A 21,781-nucleotide genomic window follows, 5' to 3' on the forward strand; every position below is an offset into this window, starting at 1 on the left:
CTATGCTTGGCCGAAGCCCGCGCAACACAGGTCGTCACATTGACCATTGGCCGTCCGTTGCGCGGCATGTTCAAAGGAAGTGCTCATGTGTTTGATTCTCACGGCCTGGCACGCCCACCCCGACTACGCGCTGGTGGTGGCCGCCAACCGGGACGAATTCTATGACCGCCCGGCCGCGCCCCTGGCGTGGTGGAGCGACGCGCCCAACGTGCTGGCCGGGCGTGACATGGCCCAGGTGGTCGGTCACCCTGGCACGTGGATGGGCATGACCCGCGACGGCCGTTTTGCCGCGCTGACGAATTACCGCGCGCCGTCCGAGCGCCGGCCCGATGCACGCTCGCGCGGGGAACTCGTCTCGAATTTCCTGATGGCGGACGACATGTCGGTGCCCGCCTATCTCGATAGCCTCGCCGCACGCGACCGCGCCTACAACGGCTACAACCTGTTGACCGCCACGCGCGACGAACTCTGGTGGACGAGCAACCGCGCCGAAGCGCCGCGCAAGCTCGCGCCCGGGCTCTACGGGCTGTCCAACGCATTGCTCGATACGCCGTGGTTCAAGGTGCGGCATCGCATGGCCGCCTTTGCCGAAGCGCTGGCCGCAGATACGGGCCGGCACGGCAACGCGCTTGACGTGGCCCGCTATCTCGATCTGCTGTCGGAAACCCGTGAAGCGCCGACTGGTGCCCTGCCCGCTACAGGCGTGGCGCCGGAGTGGGAGAAGCTGCTTTCTGCCGCCTTCATCCGCTCGCCGCGCTACGGCACGCGTGCCAGCACCATCCTGCGCATCCGCCACGACGGGTGCTTTGACGTGACCGAGCGCCGCTTCGACGCCCAGGGCCAGATTGGCGAAACGCGCTATCTCGGCGTGCTCGATACCGTCACGCACGCCGATACCTAGGCGCTGCCGACTCAGGCTGCTTCCTGCTTGGCGCTCGCGGCCTGATTCATTTCCAATTCGGTGACGGCGGCGCCGCCCGGCCGCAATGCCGAATGTTCGCGCTTGGACTGCACCAGCGGATAGAACATCTGCGCGGTCCACGGCTCCGCACCGAACAGCACGTCGTCCTGTAAACCGATTTGCGCGGGATATTTGCGCGTGATGTGCGCCGTGCCGAACAGCACATCCCAGAAGAACAGCAGGTTGCCGAAATTGCCCTTGTAATGGCCAATGCCATCGGCGTTGGTCAACGCGTGATGCGCCCAGTGTGTGGCCGGCGTCGAAATCGTCCGCTCGATCACCCACATCAGCGGACGCAGCGCGCGAACGCGATACAGCGGCGCATCCCAGGGCCAGGCGCAATGCGCGCCAACAATGACAGTCAGCTTGACGACGAGGTAAGCCGCATAGACCGGCCCAAAGCCCAGGTAGACAGCCACGCCGCCAATCCACAGCCCCGGCATCATCAGGTAGTAGAAGAAGTTGTTGCGGTACGTGACGCGCACGCTCATGTATGACGCGCTGTGATGCGCGCGGTGCAACGGCCACAGCAGCGGCGTGTGTGAAGCGCGGTGCCAGAGGTATTGCGTGAGGTCGTCGCCGATCAGCAGCAACCCCGTCATCGCCCACCAGGGCAGATCCGCCCACGCGTTGTGCTGTGCCGGAATGAGCCAGTTACACAGTGCATTGCTGCCCAGCAGCGCGATCGGCTGCGTCACGGCAACGAGGCTGATGAACATCAGCACTTCCAGCCAGGCATCGTTGGCGGTGGCGCGGCCGCGCACGTTGGCTTGATAGCGCCGCGTCACGAATTCCATGGCGGCAAATCCGAGGATGCAGGCGACGATCAGCGCGTGCTCCATCTGCGAACTCATTAGTGTCTCCTCGCTTTTGTTGTGGAGACAAGCCTAGGAGTGCGATACCAATGCGTCCAATGCATAATTAACATCCATTCAATGCAAAGTACGCAACGCCATGGATTTGCGCCGCCTCAGTCACGTTGTGGCCCTCGCTGACACACTGCACTTCGCACATGCTGCGCAAGCGGTGCATCTGAGCCAACCCGCGTTCAGCCGGAGCATCCAAGCGATCGAGGACGATCTCGGCATCCGCCTGTTCGATCGCGAAACCGGCGACGTGCGCCCCACTCCCGCCGGCGAATTCGTCATCGAACGCGCGCGGCGCCTGCTGTTCGAGGCGCGCTGCCTGCAACGCGATGTTGATCTGTATCGCGACAGCCAGCTTGGCGACACGGCCTTCGGTGTCGGGCCACTGCTGACGGCCACGCTCATGCCGCAAGCGCTGCAGGATTTGCGGCAGCAGCATCCTCAGGTGGCGCTGCGCATGGAAGTCGGCAACTGGGTGCAACTGCTGGAGAGCCTGCGCAGCGAGAACATCGAATTCTTCGCCGCCGACGTGCGCGACATGCCGAAAGACGCCGCGCTGGATATCCAATTGATTGGAGGTCAGCCCCCGCACCTGTACGTGCGGGCCGGCCATCCGCTTGCAGGGCGCACGCACACGCTGCGTGAAGTCTGGGAATACGGCATTGCCGTGCCCAAGCTGCTGAGCCCGTCCAAGGTTGAGCTGGCGATGCTGCTAGGGCTGCCGGCAGGTCAGGAGGCCAGTATCGCGCTGGAGTGCGACAACTACGGCGTATTGAAGACGGTTGCGCTCACGACGGACACCGTGCTCGGTGCCACGGACGCCGCCGTGAGGGAGGAGCTGGAAAGCGGCACGCTGGTGCGGCTGGCGGTGAAGGGTTGGCTTTCGCCGCCATCGACCACGGGGATTGTGCGGCTGCACGGCAGAACCGCGTCGCCGGCAGCGCAGGCGGCCGTCGCAGCGATTGTGCGGGCCGCCCAAGGAATCAACGTGTAAGGACGCGCCGCATGGTCCGGTGCGGAATGCCCGCCTCTTCAAACTCCTCGCCCTCGGCCGCAAAGCCTGCGCGCGAGTAAAACGGCATGGCGTGGGTTTGTGCGTTCAGGATCAACTCGGGATAGCCCAGCGACTGCGCCTTGTCGATCAAGGCTTCCAGCACGCGTGCGCCAACGCCCGTGCCTCGCGCCTCCTTGCGCACCGCCATCCGGCCGATATGGCCGTCGGGCAGCAGGCGGCCCGTGGCGACGGCACGCCCGGCCGTGTCGTGTGCCAGCGCATGCCAGCACTCGTCATCCCATTCGTCCCATTCCAGTTCAACGGGCACGCCTTGCTCGATGACGAACACGTCGTAGCGGATGGCGCGCGCTTCTTCGCGCACGGCGTCCCAGCGGGCGACTACAACACCGGCAAGCGGGCGGACAGATTCAGGGGCAGTCATGCTTCGTTCTCACACTTCAGGCTTCAGAACTTCAAAATTGAGGATGCGCTCGCGCAGCGTCTCGGGAATCGGCGCGGAGGTCTGCGTGGCGATGGATGTGGCTGGACGGGCGCACACGTAGATGACTTCGCCGGTGACGAGGTGTTGGTCTGCGCGATACATCTCGATGATAAAGCGGATGCTGGAGCGGCCCAGGCGTGCCACCCGGCAGCGCAGGTCCAGCTCGTCGTCAAAGCGCGCGGAGGCGTGGTATTCGAGCGTGGATTTGACCACGTAGAAATCCACGCCAAAGGTGTCGACCACATCCACCGGATACCGCACGCCGATGCTGCGCCAGTATTCGGTGATGCACACATCGGCGTACAGCAGGTAGTGGCCGTTGAAGACGATGCCCTGCGCATCCACTTCGGCCCAACGTACGCGCAGGGGCGTGCTGTGGCGGAAATCCTCGATCGCCATGCGGTCTCCTCTCGTTATAGGGATTCGGTCTCGGTGCCGAAGGCGCGGCGTAGCGCGTCGGCGGCATCGCGATGCGCGTCTTCCACAGCCGGCACGAAGCGCCCGATCTTGAAGAAGTCGTGGATCATGCCTTCGTACAGTTTCAGCTCGACTGGCACCTCGGCTGCGCGCAGCTTGTTGGCGTAGCCGATGCCGGCATCGCGGATCGGGTCGAAGCCGGCCACGGCAATCCAGGCAGGGCAGACGCCGGTCACGTCCGCGCCGTGGCCGCCTGCATCGAGCGGGGCGAAACGCCAGTCGTCGCGGTCGGCATCGCTGCGCAGGTATTGAGAGAAGAACCAGTGGATCATGTCCTGCGTCAGCAGGTAGCCCTCGGCAAACTCACGGTGCGACGGCGTGGATTCACGCGCGGTGGTGCCGGGGTAGATCAGCAACTGCAGCACAGGTGCCAAGCCGCGGTTGCGTGCCTCGATGGCGCTGATCGCGGCCAGCGTCCCGCCCGCGCTGTCGCCGCCGAATGCGATGCGGGCTGGGTCAGCGCCCATGGTGGGGGCTTCATCGAACACCCACTGCAGCACGTCGAATGCGTCGTTCGCTGCGGTCGGAAATTTCCAGTCGGGCCCAAGCCGGTAGTCCACCGACAACACCATCGCCCCCGATTTGGCCGCCAGCGACCGGCAAAGCTGGTCGTGCGTCTTGATGCTGCCCACGGTAAAACCACCGCCGTGGAAATACACCAGCAGGGGCAGCGGATCGGCCCAACTGGCCTCGCGCGCTGCGTACGTGCGGACAGGGATGGCATGGCCATCGCGCGCCGTCACCGTCAGGTCGTGCACGGCTTCCAGCGCGATGGGCGGGATGTCGACAATGGGGCTGCTTTTTTCGTAAGCGATCTTCGCGTCGGCTGGGTCAAGGGCATTCAGCGGCGGACGCTTGGCACGCGCGACCAGATCGAGTAATTGGGCGACGTGCGGATCGAGAGACGGGTGCTGCATGAGGGCGAGAACTGAACGATCGTTCTAATTTGGCTATCATCGGAGTATCCATCGAACCACGCCCGCACGGCAAGACGGGCGATGCAGACCAACACCCTACGGAGACAGCATGGCCCTCATCTTCTACCTCACGCACGTTCATCTCGGCTTCGGCACCGTCAACGAACTGAAAAGCGAATGCGCACGCGTCGGCATCCGTCGGCCGATGATCGTGACCGACAAGGGCGTGGCTGCCGCCGGACTCGCGCAGCGCGCGATTGACGCCACGGGCGGGTTGCCCGTCACGGTGTTCGATGAGACGCCCTCCAACCCGACCGAGGCGATGGTGCTGAAAGCCACCGCACAGTACAAAGACGCGGGCTGCGACGGGCTGATCGCCATTGGCGGCGGCTCGTCGATCGACCTGGCCAAAGGCATTGCGATTGCGGCCACACACCCGGGACCGCTCACCACCTACGCAACCATCGAGGGCGGCAGCACGAAGATCACTGAAGCGGCGGCGCCGCTGATCGCGATTCCAACCACGGCCGGAACGGGGAGCGAAGTGGCGCGCGGCGCGATCATCATCCTGGAAGACGGCCGCAAGCTTGGCTTTCACTCGTGGCACCTGCTGCCCAAGTCGGCCATCTGCGACGCAGAGCTGACGCTGGGTCTGCCGCCCGCGCTGACGGCCGCCACCGGCATGGACGCGATCGCGCATTGCATCGAGACCTTCCTGGCCCCGGCGTTCAACCCGCCCGCGGACGGCATCGCCCTGGATGGCCTCGAGCGTGCTTGGGCCAACATCGAACGAGCGACACGCGATGGTACTGACCGCGATGCGCGGCTGAACATGATGAGCGCGTCAATGCAAGGCGCGATGGCGTTCCAGAAGGGCTTGGGGTGCGTGCATTCGTTGTCGCACCCGCTGGGCGGCGTGAAGGTCGGCGGCAAAACGGGGCTCCATCACGGCACGCTGAATGCGGTGGTGCTGCCGGCGGTGCTGCGCTTCAACGAGACAGCCGAGACGGTGGTGCGCGACAACCGCTACGCGCGCATGCGCCGCGTGATGAACCTGCCGGCGGGCGCTGACCTCGCCCAGGCCGTGCACGACCTGACGGCGCGGCTGGGTCTGCCGACCGGCCTGCGCCAGATGGGCGTGCCCGAAGATGCGCTGGAACACGTCGTGGAAGGCGCCCTGCTCGACCACTGCCACAAGACCAACCCGCGCATCGCCACGGCGGACGACTACCGCCGCATGCTGGCGGAATCGATGTAACCCGGGCGTTCAGGAAACGAACGACCGGATCAGCGCAGTAACACGCTCCGGTTGTTCGTGCACGACCCAGTGCGTGCCGTCGGGAATGCGCTCCAGGCGCATGTCAGGAATGAAGCGTTCCAACCCGTTGAGCAGGCTTTTCGGCAGCGCCATGTCCATCTCGCCCCAGATCACGAGCGTGGGCACCTTCACAATAAACGCCTCGGGCGGCATCTGGTCGATGCGCAACGGCGCCGTGCCCTCGGTGGGCGGGTGCAACGGCGAGGCGCGGTAATAGTTGACGCCGCCGGTCAGGCCATGCGAGCCGCCTTCGCCAGGCTGGCTCCAGGCGGCGTGATAGCGCGCCCGCACCTCGGGCGTGAACCATTCGGCCACGGGCTGGCCCATACCGCTGAAGAAGCCCTCGAGCTTTTCGAACTCGTTGGCGGCCAGCGCCTGCTCCGAGCCCGGCTGGCGTAGCCAATTCATATACGCTGATGAAGCCTGCTGCGCGGGATCGCTCAGCAGCGCATTCGCAAACACCCACGGGTGCGGCGAATTGACGATTACCAGCCGCTCCACCAACTCCGGATGCTGGATGGCGAGGTTCCAGCAGATCGCCCCGCCCCAGTCATGCGCCACCACGATGGCACGCTCGTAGCCCAGAGCGGCAATGAACTGCTCAAGGTCCTGCACCAGCAGTTTCGGGCGATACGCATCCACTGCGGCCGGCTTGCTCGAGAGGTTGTAGCCGCGCATGTCGGGCGCAACGGCGAAGTGCGTGTCGCCAAACGCAGCAAGCTGCGCTTCCCACTCGTACCAGAACTCCGGAAAGCCGTGAACGAACAGCATTAACGGTGCACCGGGCTTGCCGGCGCTGGCGTAATGCAGCCGCGTGCCGTTGGGCAGATCGGCGAATTGCGATTCCGTGATGGCGGCAGCGGTGGCGGTGTTCATGGCGATCTCGGCGTTGTGGCAGTCGTGGAGGTGGAATTACCCGCGAAGCGCATCGACCAGACGCGCGCGCACGTCCGGCTTGCCTTCAAACGGATCGGACGGATTGCGCTGCGAGATGATGTCTTCAAAGCGATGCTGCACAGGTGCCAGCGCGTGCGGATGCGAATAGATGTAGAAGCCCGCGTTGCGGATCGCGTCGAACGTCATCTGGCCGACCTGCTCGGCGGTGACCTTGCCGGAGCTGACCGCCTTTTCCGACATGGCGCGCGAAACCAGCTGCGACTTGGTGGGCGGTGTCGTGTTCGCCAAATCCTGCGGGCGGTTGCGATCGGACTGGGTGATACCGGTCGGCACGAAGTACGGGCACAGCACCGAGCAATGAATCTGTTCGGTCACCAGGCTCAAGTCCTGGTACAGCGATTCAGACAACGCCACCACCGCGTGCTTGGACACGTTATAGATGCCCATGGCCGGCGCGTTCAGCAGCCCCGCCATCGACGCCGTATTGACGATATGCCCCTCGTACGACGGGTCTTTCTTGGCAGCTTCCAGCATTAGCGGGGTGAAGATGCGCACACCGTAAATGACGCCGTGCAGGTTCACGCCGAGCACCCAATCCCAGTCGCGCTCGGAGTTTTCCCAGACCAGGCCGCCAGCGCCCACGCCGGCGTTGTTGAACAGCAGGTTGACCTTGCCGAACGTCTTGATGGCGGCATCAGCCAGCGCCTGCACATCCTCCACCTTCGACACGTCGACGCGCAGGCCAATCACTTCCACGCCTTGCGCCGAGAATTCAGCCACGGCGGCATCCAGCGCATCCTGCTGGATATCGGCCAGCACCAGCTTCATGCCCAACCCCGCGCCGATCTTGGCGAACTCCTTGCCGAAACCCGACGCACCGCCCGTGATGACGGCCACACCGCCTGCGAATTGCTTCATACGTGTCTCACTGATGTCGTTGTAGTAGAAAAGGCGATCGAGATGGCAAAGCCGTGTCAGCCTGCCGCCTCGACCTTGCGAACGGCATATCCCACGCGCGGGAAATGCACCACCACCTGGCCGACGCGCGGGTCTTCACGCAGCACGCCGACGCTGTCGCGCGTGGAGACGAGGAGGTCCCCTTCGACAGGATCGACGCCGTAGTCGACCGCCGCCACCGTCACGCGCGTGCCTTTGGGCAGGCCGTAGCTGTCGTCGAAGGCGGCGTTCGTTTCAGTCAAGGCACGGGGCGTGGCGGCCTTGGCGATGTCCAGCGCCTCGGCCGGTGTCATGGATTGCGCCTGCGAGTGGCCGAAGGCCGCAACGCGATGCATCCACGCCACCACTTCCGGATGCGCGTCGAGAATGCCGGCCACTGCCGTCGCACGGCGGATGAACCACAGGCAGTGGTAGACGGAGAAGTCGGCGACGGTGGGCTGCTCGCCAAACAGGAAGATGCGTTCGCCCGTGGCCAGCTGCCGTTGGAGCTGCGCCAGGAAGACATTCAGCGTGGAAGTGGCTTCCGGCGGCGGTGTGCGCAAGCCAGTGCCGCCCACGCGCATGGCCTTGCGATCTTCCACAAAGGCTTTGACGAAGGCTTCGGGCGCATCGCCGAACAGGCTCTGGAAGCCCGCCGGTTGCATCACGAATGTCGCCGTCGCCCAGAACAGCGTCGTATCGGCCCACTGTGCCATCGCAAACACAGCGGCTGCGTGCTCGGACGGCACGAGTCTTGGCAGCGGATGGATCGACTCGATCACTTGCGCGATCAGCGCCGTATCGCAGTAGATGTCGGCGCCGATCTGCAGGAACGGCGTGCGCCTGTAGCCGCCGGTGAGCGGCATCACATCGGGCTTCGGCAAGATGGACGGCACCGTGACGGACTTCCACGGCTGGTCTTTGTAACCGAGGATCAAACGCACCTTCTCGGAAAACGGCGAGGTGGCGTAGTGATGCAGGATCAGGTCCGTCATGCGGGCTCCAGAAATTTGCGATGCCGATCAGTCGAGCAGATCGGGGTGTTCTTTGACGATGCGCGCGTACAGCGGCTGGAACTGGAACCAACCCGCCTGCGCCGATCCGACGATGGAATACGCCTGACGGGCAGCGGCATCGGAAATCGTGCGCGGTGCTTCGCCCGTGCGTGCGGCAGCGGCTTCGGCCAGCAACTGCACCTGGCACGAACGCTCCATCGTGATGAACCACCACGCCGCTTCATCGACTGTCTTGCCGACTGTCAGCAGGCCGTGGTTCTGCAGGATGGCGGCCTTGTTGTCGCCCAGCGCTTCTGCAATGCGCTGGCCTTCGTCCAGCTCGACCACTACGCCGCCGAAATCGTCATACACGGCGTGGTCGCCATAAAAGGCGCACACGTCTTGCGTAAGCGGGTCGAGTTTGCGGCCGAGCGTCGACCACGCCCGTCCGTACGTGCTGTGCGAGTGCGCAGCGGCCACCGCGTCGGGGCGCGCCTGGTGCACGCGCGAGTGAATAGCAAACGCTGCGGCGTTGACCGGGTAATCGCCTTCGACCACGTTGCCGTGGTGATCGCAGCGGATCAGGTTCGATACCGTCACCTGGCTGAAATGCACACCGAACGGGTTCACCCAGAAGCTGTCCTGATGTTCCGGATCGCGCGCCGTGATGTGTCCGGCCACACCTTCGTCGAAACCGAATTTGGAGAACAAGCGAAACGCCGCAGCCAGGCGCTGTTTGCGATGCAGGCGCTCTTCTTCAACGGTGGCAAATTGCGGCGGACGCGGCAGGTTGCGATAGCGGGCAGCGGCCTCGGGGCTGAGGCTGGCGGCCATGCTGTCGGGCCGCTTGGCTTGCGTGGTTTCAGGTGCGTTCATGGTGTCTCCTTCACGCGTTCGTTGTGGGTGGGGCCATTCTGTGGCGGCCCTCGCCCGGCGGACTGTCAAGCGATTGACAGTCCGCATCCGGCTCAGCTCAAACCAGCTTGACGAGTTGCTTGCCGAAGTTCTTCCCCTTCAGCAGGCCCATGAACGCTTCCGGTGCGCTCGCCAAGCCCTGTGCCACGCTCTCGCGGAACTTCAGCTTGCCCTGGGCCACGAAGCCGCCCAGCTCGCGCAGTGCTTCCGGCCACACGTCCATGTGTTCAGAGACGATGAAGCCCTCGATGGTCAGACGCGACACCAGGATCAACTGCGGGTTCTGCAGCGGCAGCGGCTGACCGTCGTAACCGGCGATCATGCCGCACATGGCAATGCGGCCGAACGCGTTCATGCGCGAGAGCACCGCATCCAGAATCGCGCCACCGACGTTCTCAAAGTACGAATCGATGCCGTCGGGCGTCGCTTCCTTGAGCATCTTGTACAGCTCTTTTGCGTCACTGGCGGCCTTGTAGTCGATGCAGGCGTCAAAGCCCAGTTCGTTGACCACGTAATCGCACTTGTCCTTGCCGCCGGCAAAGCCCACCACGCGGCAGCCCTTGAGCTTGGCAAGCTGGCCGACCACGCTACCCACGGCGCCCGAAGCGGCGCTCACTGCCACGGTCTGGCCGGGCTTGGGATGCATGATCTTGTTCAAGCCATACCACGCCGTCACGCCCGGCATACCGACCGAACCGAGATACGCCGACAGCGGAATGTGGCGCGTATCGACCTTCTGAATGCCGCGGCCGTCCGACACGCCCACTTCTTGCCAGCCGAACATGCCGACAACGGCATCGCCCACGGCAAACGACGGGTTCTTGGACGCTTCCACCACGCCCACCGTGCCGCCGATCATCACCTCATCCAGCGGCTGCGGCTGCGCATAGGACTTGCTGTCGTTCATGCGGCCGCGCATGTACGGATCGAGCGACAGGAAATGGTTGCGCACCAGCACCTGGCCGTCCTGCAGCTCGGGAAGCTCCACCGTCTCCAGGCGGAAATTGTCGGGCGTCACGGCCCCTTGCGGGCGCGAAGCCAGAACGATGCGCTGATAGGTCTTCGACATGAAAAACGCTCCTGAATATCGGATATCAGTGTTGGGTCAGGTTGTTACTTGTGTTGCATGAAGTACTCGGCCAGCGCCGCATAGGCGCGATGCGTGACCGGATCATTGGCAGCATTGGCAGCGATCGGGTGTGAGGCATAGCGCACGATCGTCATTTGGGCTACCGGATCAATATAGATGCGCTGGCCATGGATGCCGCGCGCTTCGAACGTATGGTGGTCATTGCTCGAAACCCACCACATGTTGCGATACGAATAGCCGGGCAGCGTCGTGTAGCCTGCCTTGGCAAACTTGGCCGGATCGCCGCCGCGGCGAATGTCGTCGATCACGCTTTTGGGCAGGATCTGCTTGCCGTTGAAGCGGCCGTCGTTGCGGATCATCTCGCCAAAGCGGGCCAGATCGCGCAGCGTGGTGTTCAGGCCACCGCCGCCTGATTCCGTACCGATGCTGTCGACTGAGAAGTACGCATCGTCCTGTGCGCCCATCGGTTGCCAGATGCGCTCGGACAGCAGCGCCGCCAGCGATTTGTTCGACGCACGCCGCACGATCCACGCCAGTGTTTCAGCGTTGACGGTCTTGTACGCGAACTCCGCGTCGTGCTCGCCTTCCTTGCGCAGCGTCGTCAGGTAGTCGTAGAAATTGTCCGGGCCCTTGTAGCCCGCCGGCCGCGGCAGCATGCCACCGGCGCGCGCGTAGGCCCAGACATCGGCGTTCGGGTCCGCATAGTTTTCGGAGTAACGCACGCCCACGGTCATGTCCATCACTTGGCGCACGGTGGCGTCGCCGTAAGCGGTGTCCTTCAGCTCTGGCACGTATTGCGTCACGGGCGCGGCAGGGTCAAGCTTGCCGTCCGCCACCAGCATGGCGGCCAGCGTGCCGACAAACGATTTCGTGATCGACATGGCGATGTGCTGCGTATGCGCATCGAGCGCGCCAAAGTAGCGCTCGTAGATCACCTTGCCCTTGTGCATGACGAGGATGCCGTCGGTGTAGGTCAGCTTGAGCGCTTCGGCAAACGTGCGGCGCGTGCCGTTCGGATCCGTAAACAGCACCCCGCTGATGTCACGCTCCGCACGCGGCAGCTTGCTGACCGGACCGTCGCCGCGCCACACCACACGCGTCGGCACAAACTCGCGCATGTGGCTATAGCCGTAGCGCGTGCGCGGGAACATGTTGCCCGCCAAGTCAAAGCGGATGATGCGATCGGGCGGCGGCGGAAAGCCCTGCATCCAGCCCATCTTGTTCGGGTCGGATTCGTCAGCCGTCAGCGGTTTCTGCATCGGCGGATTGGGCGCCGGGGGCGGCTGCACGGCGGTCGGAGCACTGGCGGCTGGCGTATCGGGCGGCGCGGAGTTGGCGGCGCATCCTTCCAGGGTCATAGTCAGTCCCGTGCAGTAAAGCGAAGTGATGGCAAGGGCGGACGCCGTCCGCAGCGCAGCTTGTTGCATGGTTGTCTCCGTGGTTGCTCTTCTTGTGTGCCGGACGTAGTCCGGTGTGCAACTAGGTACGTTGGTACTGCAACTGCGGGGTTGTCTGATCAGCCGTCCGCACCGGGTTCGGGTGTGCGCGGCGGTGGCATGCGCTTGACGAACTTGAACGTGCCCGAGCCGCGTGCGACCAGCTTGTCATCTGCGTCACGCACTTCGCCTTCGCAAAACGCCATGGTGGTGGACTGATGCACACAATGCGCGCTGGCCTTGAGCGTGCCGCGTCCGGGCTGCATGAACGCCGTCTTCATCTCGATCGTCACCACCCCGCGGCCATGCACGTCGGCCGATCGGCCGGCCATGGCCATGGCGACGTCGAGCATCGTCATGGTCACGCCGCCGTGGGCCATTTCCCAACTGTTCATGTGCTCGGCTTCGAGTGCAAGTTCGACCACGCCCTCGCCATCGGCCACCTTCAGGCAGCGCATGCCGAGAAGCTTGAGGAAAGGGATGTCGATCGGAAAACCGTTGTTGTCTGCGTTCATGCTGCGTCAGAAAGAGTAAGAAGCAGCCGAAATTAGACCACGCTCACGCCGCCGTCGACGGCGAGAATCTGGCCCGTGATGTGCTTGGACGCATCCGACGCGAACAGCGCGGCCACGCCCTTGAGGTCTTCGTCGTCGCCAATGCGATGCAGCGGCGAGCGCTCGGCCAGTTTGTCGACCCCGAGCTTTTCCAGCGAGCCGCGCGTCATCTTCGACGGGAAGAAGCCCGGGGCAATCGCATTGACGGTGATGTTGTGCTCGCCCCACTCGCCCGCCAGCGCGCGCGTGAAGTTGACCACTGCGCCCTTGCTGGTGTTGTAGGCGATCGTATCCAGCGAGCCGGGCGGATTGCCCTTCAGGCCCGCAATCGACGCCACGTTGACGATCTTTCCGTACTTGCGCGGAATCATCGAACGCTTGCCGATCTGCTGCGTGAGCAGGAACAGGCCGCGGATGTTCAGGTTCATCACCTTGTCCCACGCTTCGACCGGGTGGTCTTCAGCCGGTGCGCCCCACGTCGCGCCCGCGTTGTTGACGAGAATGTCGACGTGGCCGAGTTTGGCCAGCGCCTCGTCGGCCAAGCGCTGGATGTCGGCTTCGACGGCGCCGTCGGCGGCGATCCAGTCGGCCTCGATGCCGAGGGATTTCAGGTGCGCCTGCGCTTCCTTCAGCTCATCGGCCTTGCGGGCAGACAAAACGATGCGCGCGCCCTGCTCGCCCAATGCTTCGGCAATCTGCAGGCCGAGCCCGCGCGAACCGCCGGTGATTAGCGCCGTCTTGCCGGAAAGATCGAAGAGGTGTTTCAGCGTACCCATGGTGTCTCCTGTGTCTCGTTGTGGTTGTGCGATGCCGTCAGAACCAGGCGTCCTGCATGTCCAGCGTGGTCGTGTCAAGCGAGCCCAGCAGCACGATCTGCGGGTCGATCTTCGGCAGTTCCCACTGGAAGAAATAGCGCGCGGCCTGCAGCTTGCCGCGGTAGAAATCAGCGTCTTCGCCTTGGGCGTTCGGCAATGCCTTGGCGGCGGCCAGCGCCTGCTCCAGCCAGATCCACGCGACGACGACGTGGCCGAACGCCTCCAGATAGACCGAGGCATTCGCCAGCGTCACGCGCGGGTCGCCGGCGGCCCACAGCGTCTGCGTGACCTTGGCCAGTTTCTGCGTCGCCATACCAAGCGCACGGCCGTAGCCGACCAGCGTTTCATCGTCGGTTTCCAGCGCGCGGCCCACGGTGGCCTGCACGCGGCCCACGGTGGCCTGCACGCGCTCACCGAGCGCGGCGAAAGCAGCGCCGTCCTGCATCACGACCTTGCGGCCCAGCAGGTCCAGGCCCTGGATGCCGTGCGTACCTTCGTGAATCGGGTTTAGGCGGTTGTCGCGGTAGAACTGTTCGACGTTGTATTCGCGCGTGTACCCGTAACCGCCATGCACCTGGATCGCCAGGCTGTTGGCCTCCAGGCACCACTGCGACGGCCAACTCTTGGCAATCGGCGTGAGGATGTCGAGCAGCAGACCGAGCTTGGCGCGTTTGGCTGCGTCGGTTTCCCCGCGTTCTTCATCGACGAGCTTGGCGCAATACAGGTTCAGGCCGAGCGCGCCTTCCACATACGCCTTCTGCGCCAGCAGCATGCGACGCACGTCGGCGTGATCGACGATACGGATCTGCGGAGATGCTGCATCCTTGCCCGATGGCCCGACCGGACGGCCTTGGGGGCGATTGCGCGCGTAGTCCACCGCATGCAGATAACCCGTGTAGCCAAGCATCGTTGCGCCCATGCCGACGCCGATGCGCGCCTCGTTCATCATGTGGAACATGCACGCGAGGCCCTTGTGCGGCTCCCCGACGAGATAACCGATCGCCCCCGCGCGCGGCTGGCCGTCTGCCCCCTTCGGGCGGAACTGCGTGCCTTCGCCAAAGTTCAACAGGCAGTTGGTCGTGCCGCGATAGCCCATCTTGTGGTTCAAGCCGGCAAGCACCACGTCATTGCGCTCGCCAAGCGAGCCATCGGCGTTGACGAGGAACTTCGGCACGATGAACAGCGAAATGCCCTTCACGCCGGGAATCAGCTTGCCGTCAGGCCCGGGAATCTTTGCCAGCACGAGGTGGACGATGTTCTCCGACAACTCATGCTCGCCGGCGGAGATCCACATCTTGTTGCCGGTTAAACGGTACTGCGCGCCGAGCGGCGATTCGCCCTCGTACTCGGCCCGCGTGACGATGTCCGAGAGCGATGAGCCAGCCTGCGGCTCCGACAGGCACATCGTGCCGTAGAAGCGGCCTTCCATCTCGGGCTGCACGAACGTTTCGATCTGCGTGGGCGTGCCGTGCGCGAGCAGCAGATTCGCGTTGCCGATAGTGAGGAATGGATACGAACTGGTGCCGACGTTGGCAGCCTTGAAGAAGCCGAAGCCGGCCTTCTCGACCACGGTGGGCAGTTGCATGCCGCCGCGTTCAAAGTCCTGCCCGGCGGCCATGAGACCGGCCTTGTTGAAGGCATCCAGCGCTGCCTTTACCTCGGGAATGATGTGGACCTTCTTGCCGTCGAAGTGCGGTTCTTCCTGGTCGTTCTTCTTGTTATGCGGGGCGAACAGGTCTGTTGCGATGCGCTCGCACGTGTCCAGCGCGGCGTCGAAGGTTTCGCGGGAGTGGTCTGCGTAACGCGGAATGCGCGTGAGCGATTCGACGTTGAGCCATTCATAGAGCAAGAAGCTCAGGTCGCGGCGGGATAGCAGTTTCGAGGACATGATGTTGGTGGTGCATCCTGTGTTTCGTGCCCTGCCCGGGCCCGACTCACTTTCTTTGTCTTGCCAAAGAAAGTAAGCAAAGAAAGGCGCGCCCGAGATGGCGAAAGATTGCTTGAATTTCCGTAACCGGGCGGAGAAGGACCGAAACTCGCTGCGCTCAGACAGCGGTCCTTCTTTTTTCCGCCCGCTTACAGAAATTCAAGGTGCCATCTAGGGCAGGAACGGCAACGGCCAAACCGTTTCGGTGCATGGGCTGACGATTAAGCCAGCTCTGGCACAAACAAAACAGGCTCCCGTTTTGAGCGGGAGCCTGTCTGTTTAGAGCACCTCGAACAGGCCGGCTGCGCCTTGGCCGCCGCCGATGCACATGGTCACGACCACGTACTTGACGCCGCGGCGCTTGCCTTCGATCAACGCGTGGCCCACCAGGCGTGCGCCCGACACGCCGTACGGATGGCCCACGGCGATGGCGCCGCCGTTGACGTTCAGGCGGTCCATCGGGATGCCCAGCTTGTCTGCGCAGTACAGCACCTGCACAGCAAACGCTTCGTTCAGTTCCCACAGGCCAATGTCTTCAACCTTGAGACCCGCCTTCTTCAGCAGCTTGGGCACGGCAAAGACGGGGCCGATGCCCATTTCGTCCGGCTCGCAGCCGGCCACGGCGAAGCCGCGGAACACGCCGAGCGGCTGCAGGCCCTTTGCGGCTGCCACCTTGCCATTCATGACCACAGCAGCGGATGCGCCGTCGGAGAATTGGCTGGCGTTGCCGGCCGTGATCACGCCGCCCGGCATGGCCGTGCGAATCTTCGACACGCCTTCGAGCGTGGTGTCAGCGCGAATGCCTTCGTCGGCTGAGATCGTGACTTCGCGCGTCATGAGCTGGCCGGTCTTGGCATCGGCCACGCCCATCACCGTCGTCATCGGGACGATCTCGTCGTTGAACTTTCCGGCAGCAGCAGCGGCGGCGGCGCGCTGCTGGCTTTGCACGCCGTACTCGTCCATGCGCTCCTTGGCGATGTTGTAGCGCTTGGCGACGTTCTCGGCGGTCTGGAGCATGTTCCAGTAGATTTCCGGCTTGTGCTTGTTGAGCCAGCCTTCGGTCATCATGTGGCGGTTCATTTCCTGCTGCACGCACGAGATGGATTCCACGCCGCCAGCCACGAAGATGTCGCCTTCATCGGCAATCACGCGCTGCGCGGCCATGGCGATGGTCTGCAGGCCCGACGAGCAGAAGCGGTTGACGGTCGCGCCCGGCACCGTCACGGGGCAGCCGGCACGCAGGGCGATCTGGCGGGCGATGTTGGCGCCAGTCGCGCCTTCCGGGTTCGCACAGCCCATCAGGATGTCTTCCACTTCGCCGGGTTCGATCTTGGCGCGCTCGATGGCGTGCTGAACCGCGTGGCCGCCCAGCGTGGCGCCGTGCGTCATGTTGAAGGCGCCCTTCCAGCTTTTGGCCAGGCCGGTACGTGCGGTGGAAACGATGACTGCTTCGGTCATGGTGTTGCTCCTCGTATCTGGTGGCGGGCGCACTGCATCGGCAGCGGCCCGGTATCTCTGTTATCCGTTCAAAACGTCCGCCGACTGCAACCGTGCGATGCCTGCATCCGTCATCCGCTGCCACGCCTGCGCGAGCGAACCGTTGAGGTCGATCGCGCGGCACGCATCCTCGATGACAGCGACCTCCAGCCCCGCAGCACGCGCATCCAGCGCAGACCATGCCACGCAAAAATCCGTGGCAAGGCCAACGCAGAACACGCGCTCGACCCCAAGCTCGCGCAGGTAGCCCAGCAGGCCGGTCGGCGTCTTCCGATCCGCTTCAAAGAATGCGGAATAGCTGTCGATGTGCGGGTGATAGCCCTTGCGGACAATCAACTGCGCATGCGGCACGTCCAACCCATCTGCCAGCGCGGCGCCCGTGCTGTGCTGTACGCAGTGAACTGGCCACAGCACTTGCTCCCCATACGGCAGGTCGATCATGCCGAATGGCTGCGTACCAGGATGGTTGGCCGCGAACGACACGTGCTCGCTCGGGTGCCAGTCCTGCGTCAGCACAGTACGACCAACGGGCCCGAATGCCTTGGCGAGCAGGTTGACGACCGGGATGACCTGGTCGCCGTCCGGCACGGCCAACGCACCGCCGGGCAGAAAATCGTTCTGCACGTCGATGATCAGCAGGCAATCGGTGGACGTCAGTTGCATGGTGGTTCAGTCGCGTCAGTCGATTGATTCGCTGCTCATTCAGCCATTAAAGCCCTTGCCTTCATCGGCCAGCTTCTGCAGCAGCGGGGCAACCTTCCACGCTTCACCGTGGTAGCCCTTGCTGTAGCGGTGCATGGCTTGCGCGACGTTGTACAGGCCGACCGTGTCTGCGTAGAGCATCGGGCCACCGCGGAACAGCGGGAAGCCATAGCCGGTCAGATACACCATGTCGATGTCGGAAGCCTTGGAGGCAATGCCCTCTTCCAGGATCTTCGCGCCTTCGTTGACCAGCGCGAACACCAGGCGCTCGACGATTTCCTCGTCCGAAATCTTGCGGCGCGTGATGCCCAGATCCTTCGAGTGCTGGACGATCATGTCGTTGACCTGCTGGTTCGGATACGGCTTGCGGTCGCCCGCCTTGTAGTCGTACCAGCCGCCGCCGGTCTTCTGACCGAAGCGGCCCATTTCGCACAGCAGATCAGCGGTCTTCGAGTAGACGATGTCCGGCTTGTCCACGGCGCGGCGCTTGCGGATAGCCCAGCCGATGTCGTTACCGGCCAGATCGCCCATGCGGAACGGGCCCATGGCAAAGCCGAACTTCTCGATGGCCTTGTCGACCTGCTCGGGCAGCGCGCCCTCGTCCAGCAGGTAGCCGGCCTGGCGGCTGTACTGCTCGATCATGCGGTTGCCGATGAAGCCATCGCACACGCCGGAAACGACCGCCGTCTTCTTGATGGCCTTGGCCAGCTTCATGACGGTGGCCAGCACGTCCTTGGCGGTGTCCTTGCCGCGCACGACTTCCAGCAGCTTCATCACGTTGGCCGGGCTGAAGAAGTGCATGCCGACTACGTCTTGCGGGCGCTTGGTGAAGCTGGCGATCTTGTCGACGTCCAGCGTGGAGGTGTTCGACGCCAGGATCGCGCCCTGCTTGACGACTTCGTCCAGCTTCTTGAACACGACTTCCTTGACACCCATTTCTTCAAAGACGGCCTCGATGACGAGGTCGGCATCCTTGATGTCGTCGTAGGACAGCGTCGGGGTCAGCAGGGCCATGCGCTGCTCGACCTTCTCTTGCGTGAGCTTGCCCTTCTTGGCGCTGTTCTCGTAGTTCTTGCGGATGGTGGAGACGCCCCGGTCCAGCGCTTCCTGCTTGGTTTCCAGAATCGTGACCGGAATGCCGGCGTTCAGGAAGTTCATCGAGATGCCGCCGCCCATCGTGCCCGCGCCGATCACGGCAACCTTCTCCACCTTGCGCACCGGCGTGTCTTCCGGCACGTCCGGAATCTTGCTCGCAGCGCGTTCACCAAAGAAGGCGTGGCGCAGTGCGCGCGATTCGGACGTATTCACCAACTCGATGAACAGGTCACGCTCAAACTTGATGCCGTCGTCAAAGCGCTTTTCCACGGCGGCCTGCACGGCGTCGACGCACTTGCCCGGCGCCGGGAAATTCTTGGCGACGGCCGCGACGGTGTTGCGCGCAAATTGCAGGAAACCTTGCGGATTGTCGTGCTCGACCTTGCGATCGCGCAGCTTCGGCAGCTTGCCCTCGGCTGCGGCCTTCAGTGCGAAATCGATGGCACCGGCCATCAGGTCGCCTTCGATCATCTGGTCGAACAGGCCGCTCTTGGCCAGCTTTTCCGACGGAATGGCATTGCCGGAAACGATCATGTTCAGCGCCGGCTCCAGGCCGATCGCGCGCGGCAGGCGTTGCGTGCCGCCTGCGCCCGGCAGGATGCCCAGCTTCACTTCCGGCAGCGCGATCTGCGCGCCCGGTGCGGCCACGCGGAAATGGCAGCCCATCGCCAGTTCCAGCCCGCCGCCCATCGCCACCGAATGGATGGCCGCCACGACCGGCTTGCTGCTCGACTCGACTGCCTTGATGACAGCGTGCAGCGTCGGCTCTTGCGTGGCCTTGGGCGTATTGAATTCGCGGATATCCGCGCCGCCCGAGAAGGCCTTGCCTGCACCGGTGATCACGATGGCCTTGACGTTGGCGTCGTCGCCCGCTTTCACCATGCCCTCAACGATGCCCAGGCGCGTGGAGTGGCCAAGGCCGTTGACAGGCGGGTTGCTGAGCGTAATGACGGCAACGCCGTCCTGGACCTTGTACTCCGCAGTCATGCTGGTTCCTTTGATGATGCGAGGGCCGGCAAATGAGCCCACCGTGCCTCGCGGTTGAACTGTCTCTCTACTCTCGTTTTTTTAACGCGCGGTAAGGCCGCGACTCGACACAGAATACACAAAATAGCACGGTCGTTCAATTTTTATTTTTGCGTTGCGCGGCGCCGTCTGGCGGGCGATGTAGCGGCGCCCGGCGGGTTCAAACGCGTGTGCCGCAGCATGGATTTTTTGCCCGCTGCGTGACGGTTTTGATAGAGTCGCGCATTTCGTTCGCCGGCGCCCATCAGGCGCGGGGTCGTCTCGTCACATTTTGTCGATTTGATTCGCGATCCGAGCAAAATCGACCACTCTGTATCCATGTCAGAACACGCTACCCCGTCCTCAGAGACGCCGGGCTTGCGCCGCACCTTGCGCGCGCGCCATCTCACCATGATCGCCATCGGCGGGTCGATCGGCACCGGGCTCTTCGTGGCCTCCGGCGCGTCGGTCTCCCAAGCCGGCCCCGGAGGCGCCCTCGCCGCCTACATTCTGATCGGGGCGATGGTCTACTTTCTGATGACCAGCCTGGGCGAACTTGCCGCCTACATGCCGGTTTCCGGGTCGTTTGCCACCTACGGCGCGCTGTACGTGGACGAAGGCTTTGGCTTCGCGCTCGGCTGGAATTATTGGTACAACTGGGCCGTGACGATTGCCGTTGAACTGGCGGCCGCGCAGCTCGTCATGCATTACTGGTTTCCGGATGTGCCGGGCGTGCTGTGGAGCGCCGTGTTCCTCGCCATCATGTTCCTGCTCAACGCCATCTCGGTGCGCGGCTTTGGCGAGGCGGAATACTGGTTCGCGCTCGTCAAGGTGGTCACGGTCATCTTCTTTATCGGCATTGGCCTGGCGATGATCTTCGGGATCATGAAGGGCGGTCCGCAGTCGGGCCTGCCGAACCTGACGATCGGCGATGCGCCGTTCGTGGGCGGGTTGCCGGCGATGATCGGCGTGGCGATGATCGCGGGGTTCTCGTTCCAGGGGACGGAGCTGATTGGCGTGGCGGCCGGCGAATCGGCCGACCCGGCGCGCACCATTCCGCGAGCCGTCAAGCAGGTGTTCTGGCGCATCCTGCTGTTCTACGTGCTGGCGATCTTCATCATCGGCGTGCTGGTGCCGTACACCGATCCGAATCTGTTGTCGACGGAAGTCACCAACATTGGCGTGAGCCCGTTCACGCTGGTGTTCAAGCATGCTGGCCTGGCCTTTGCCGCCGGGCTGATGAATGCGGTGATCCTGACCGCGGTGCTGTCGGCGGGCAACTCGGGCATGTATGCATCCACGCGCATGCTCTACAACCTGGCCACTGAGGGCCGTGCACCGCGCATCTTTGCTCAACTCACCCGGAACGGTGTGCCGCGCAACGCGCTGCTTGCCACGACCGCCGTCGGCGCGCTGTGTTTCCTGAGTTCGCTGTTTGGCGACAAGACGGTCTACCTGTGGCTGCTGAACACATCTGGCATGACCGGGTTCGTGGCATGGCTTGGGATTGCCGTGAGCCACTATCGCTTCCGCAAGGGGCTCGTGGCGCAGGGGCATGATCCGGCGCAGCTGCCATACCGCTCCAGGTTCTTCCCATATGGCCCGTTGTTCGCGTTCGGGTTGTGCCTGGTCATCACGCTTGGCCAGAACTACCAGGCGTTCACCAGCGGCACAGTCGATTGGCCGGCGGTGATCGCCACGTACATCGGCATCCCGGTCTTCTTCCTGATCTGGATCGGCTACCGGCTGGTGCGTGGCGGCGGCATTGTCCGTTACCCGGACATGCACTTCCCGCGCCCGCCAGTGCTGCGCGATTCGCTGGCCGGCCAAGACCCCGGCCCCGAATTGCCGACCGTGGCAAACAGTACCCAGTAATCATTCC

At 63.8% G+C, this 21,781-nt stretch carries 20 protein-coding genes; 4 read left to right on the forward strand and 16 right to left on the reverse strand.

The annotated features are described in order from the left end of the window. Positions 1–85: 85 nt before the first annotated feature. Complete coding sequence (locus RP6297_RS06910; RefSeq protein ID WP_009238124.1) at positions 86–901, forward strand: NRDE family protein; 816 nt, start codon at positions 86–88, stop codon at positions 899–901. Positions 902–912: 11 nt separating this feature from the next. Here RP6297_RS06910 and RP6297_RS06915 read toward each other — a convergent pair whose 3' ends face one another. Next, positions 913–1,815, reverse strand: coding sequence for a sterol desaturase family protein (locus RP6297_RS06915; RefSeq protein WP_009238123.1), 903 nt, complete (start codon positions 1,813–1,815; stop codon positions 913–915). 100 nt (positions 1,816–1,915) lie between these two features. Between RP6297_RS06915 and RP6297_RS06920 the strand changes: the two genes are divergently transcribed. Further along, positions 1,916–2,821, forward strand: a complete 906-nt coding sequence (locus RP6297_RS06920) for a LysR family transcriptional regulator (RefSeq protein WP_009238122.1) — start codon at positions 1,916–1,918, stop codon at positions 2,819–2,821. Here the strand turns inward: RP6297_RS06920 and RP6297_RS06925 are convergent. Genes RP6297_RS06925 through RP6297_RS06935 form a run of 3 tightly spaced genes read right to left on the reverse strand, consistent with a single transcriptional unit; the run spans position 2,811 to position 4,717 of the window. Beyond that, complete coding sequence (locus RP6297_RS06925) at positions 2,811–3,263, reverse strand: GNAT family N-acetyltransferase (protein WP_009238121.1); 453 nt, start codon at positions 3,261–3,263, stop codon at positions 2,811–2,813. The two genes, RP6297_RS06920 and RP6297_RS06925, sit on opposite strands and share 11 nt — an antisense overlap. 9 nt (positions 3,264–3,272) lie before the next feature. Further along, positions 3,273–3,722, reverse strand: a complete 450-nt coding sequence (locus RP6297_RS06930; RefSeq protein WP_009238120.1) for an acyl-CoA thioesterase — start codon at positions 3,720–3,722, stop codon at positions 3,273–3,275. Positions 3,723–3,736: 14 nt separating this feature from the next. Then, positions 3,737–4,717 carry an alpha/beta hydrolase gene (locus tag RP6297_RS06935; protein ID WP_009238119.1) on the reverse strand — a complete coding sequence of 327 codons (981 nt, stop codon included), beginning with the start codon at positions 4,715–4,717 and terminating at the stop codon, positions 3,737–3,739. 109 nt (positions 4,718–4,826) lie between these two features. Between RP6297_RS06935 and RP6297_RS06940 the strand changes: the two genes are divergently transcribed. Next, positions 4,827–5,975: an iron-containing alcohol dehydrogenase gene (locus RP6297_RS06940; protein ID WP_009238118.1), complete on the forward strand. Its 1,149-nt coding sequence runs from the start codon at positions 4,827–4,829 to the stop codon at positions 5,973–5,975. A 9-nt stretch (positions 5,976–5,984) separates the two neighbouring features. On the opposite strand, the gene RP6297_RS06945 is transcribed toward RP6297_RS06940, so the two are convergent. The 12 genes from RP6297_RS06945 to RP6297_RS07000 form a co-directional block, all read right to left on the reverse strand. Beyond that, positions 5,985–6,911, reverse strand: coding sequence for an alpha/beta fold hydrolase (locus RP6297_RS06945; RefSeq protein ID WP_009238117.1), 927 nt, complete (start codon positions 6,909–6,911; stop codon positions 5,985–5,987). Positions 6,912–6,947: 36 nt separating this feature from the next. Further along, positions 6,948–7,850, reverse strand: coding sequence for an SDR family oxidoreductase (locus RP6297_RS06950; RefSeq protein WP_009238116.1), 903 nt, complete (start codon positions 7,848–7,850; stop codon positions 6,948–6,950). A 56-nt stretch (positions 7,851–7,906) separates the two neighbouring features. Then, complete coding sequence (locus RP6297_RS06955) at positions 7,907–8,863, reverse strand: glutathione S-transferase family protein (RefSeq protein ID WP_009238115.1); 957 nt, start codon at positions 8,861–8,863, stop codon at positions 7,907–7,909. Between the two features lie 27 nt (positions 8,864–8,890). Next, positions 8,891–9,739 (reverse strand): class II aldolase/adducin family protein, encoded by an 849-nt coding sequence (locus tag RP6297_RS06960; RefSeq protein ID WP_009238114.1) that lies wholly within the window; start codon positions 9,737–9,739, stop codon positions 8,891–8,893. 97 nt (positions 9,740–9,836) lie between these two features. Next, positions 9,837–10,847: an NADP-dependent oxidoreductase gene (locus RP6297_RS06965; protein ID WP_009238113.1), complete on the reverse strand. Its 1,011-nt coding sequence runs from the start codon at positions 10,845–10,847 to the stop codon at positions 9,837–9,839. 44 nt (positions 10,848–10,891) lie between these two features. Continuing rightward, positions 10,892–12,295, reverse strand: coding sequence for a serine hydrolase domain-containing protein (locus RP6297_RS06970; protein ID WP_009238112.1), 1,404 nt, complete (start codon positions 12,293–12,295; stop codon positions 10,892–10,894). Between the two features lie 89 nt (positions 12,296–12,384). Next, entirely contained in the window at positions 12,385–12,819 is a 435-nt protein-coding gene (locus RP6297_RS06975; protein WP_009238111.1) for a PaaI family thioesterase, read from the reverse strand. Positions 12,820–12,851: 32 nt separating this feature from the next. After that, positions 12,852–13,634 carry an SDR family oxidoreductase gene (locus RP6297_RS06980; RefSeq protein WP_004626936.1) on the reverse strand — a complete coding sequence of 261 codons (783 nt, stop codon included), beginning with the start codon at positions 13,632–13,634 and terminating at the stop codon, positions 12,852–12,854. Between the two features lie 37 nt (positions 13,635–13,671). Next, positions 13,672–15,561: an acyl-CoA dehydrogenase gene (locus RP6297_RS06985; RefSeq protein ID WP_037027427.1), complete on the reverse strand. Its 1,890-nt coding sequence runs from the start codon at positions 15,559–15,561 to the stop codon at positions 13,672–13,674. A 318-nt stretch (positions 15,562–15,879) separates the two neighbouring features. After that, positions 15,880–17,058 (reverse strand): acetyl-CoA C-acyltransferase, encoded by a 1,179-nt coding sequence (locus RP6297_RS06990; RefSeq protein WP_009238109.1) that lies wholly within the window; start codon positions 17,056–17,058, stop codon positions 15,880–15,882. A gap of 60 nt (positions 17,059–17,118) precedes the next feature. Further along, positions 17,119–17,760 carry a bifunctional nicotinamidase/pyrazinamidase gene (gene pncA / locus RP6297_RS06995; RefSeq protein WP_009238108.1) on the reverse strand — a complete coding sequence of 214 codons (642 nt, stop codon included), beginning with the start codon at positions 17,758–17,760 and terminating at the stop codon, positions 17,119–17,121. A gap of 39 nt (positions 17,761–17,799) precedes the next feature. Beyond that, complete coding sequence (locus RP6297_RS07000; RefSeq protein ID WP_009238107.1) at positions 17,800–19,881, reverse strand: 3-hydroxyacyl-CoA dehydrogenase NAD-binding domain-containing protein; 2,082 nt, start codon at positions 19,879–19,881, stop codon at positions 17,800–17,802. 357 nt (positions 19,882–20,238) lie between these two features. Here RP6297_RS07000 and RP6297_RS07005 point away from each other — a divergent pair, with 357 nt between their 5' ends. After that, positions 20,239–21,774, forward strand: coding sequence for an amino acid permease (locus tag RP6297_RS07005; protein WP_009238106.1), 1,536 nt, complete (start codon positions 20,239–20,241; stop codon positions 21,772–21,774). Positions 21,775–21,781: the final 7 nt, after the last annotated feature.

Source organism: Ralstonia pickettii (genome assembly GCF_016466415.2).
Lineage (GTDB): Bacteria > Pseudomonadota > Gammaproteobacteria > Burkholderiales > Burkholderiaceae > Ralstonia > Ralstonia pickettii.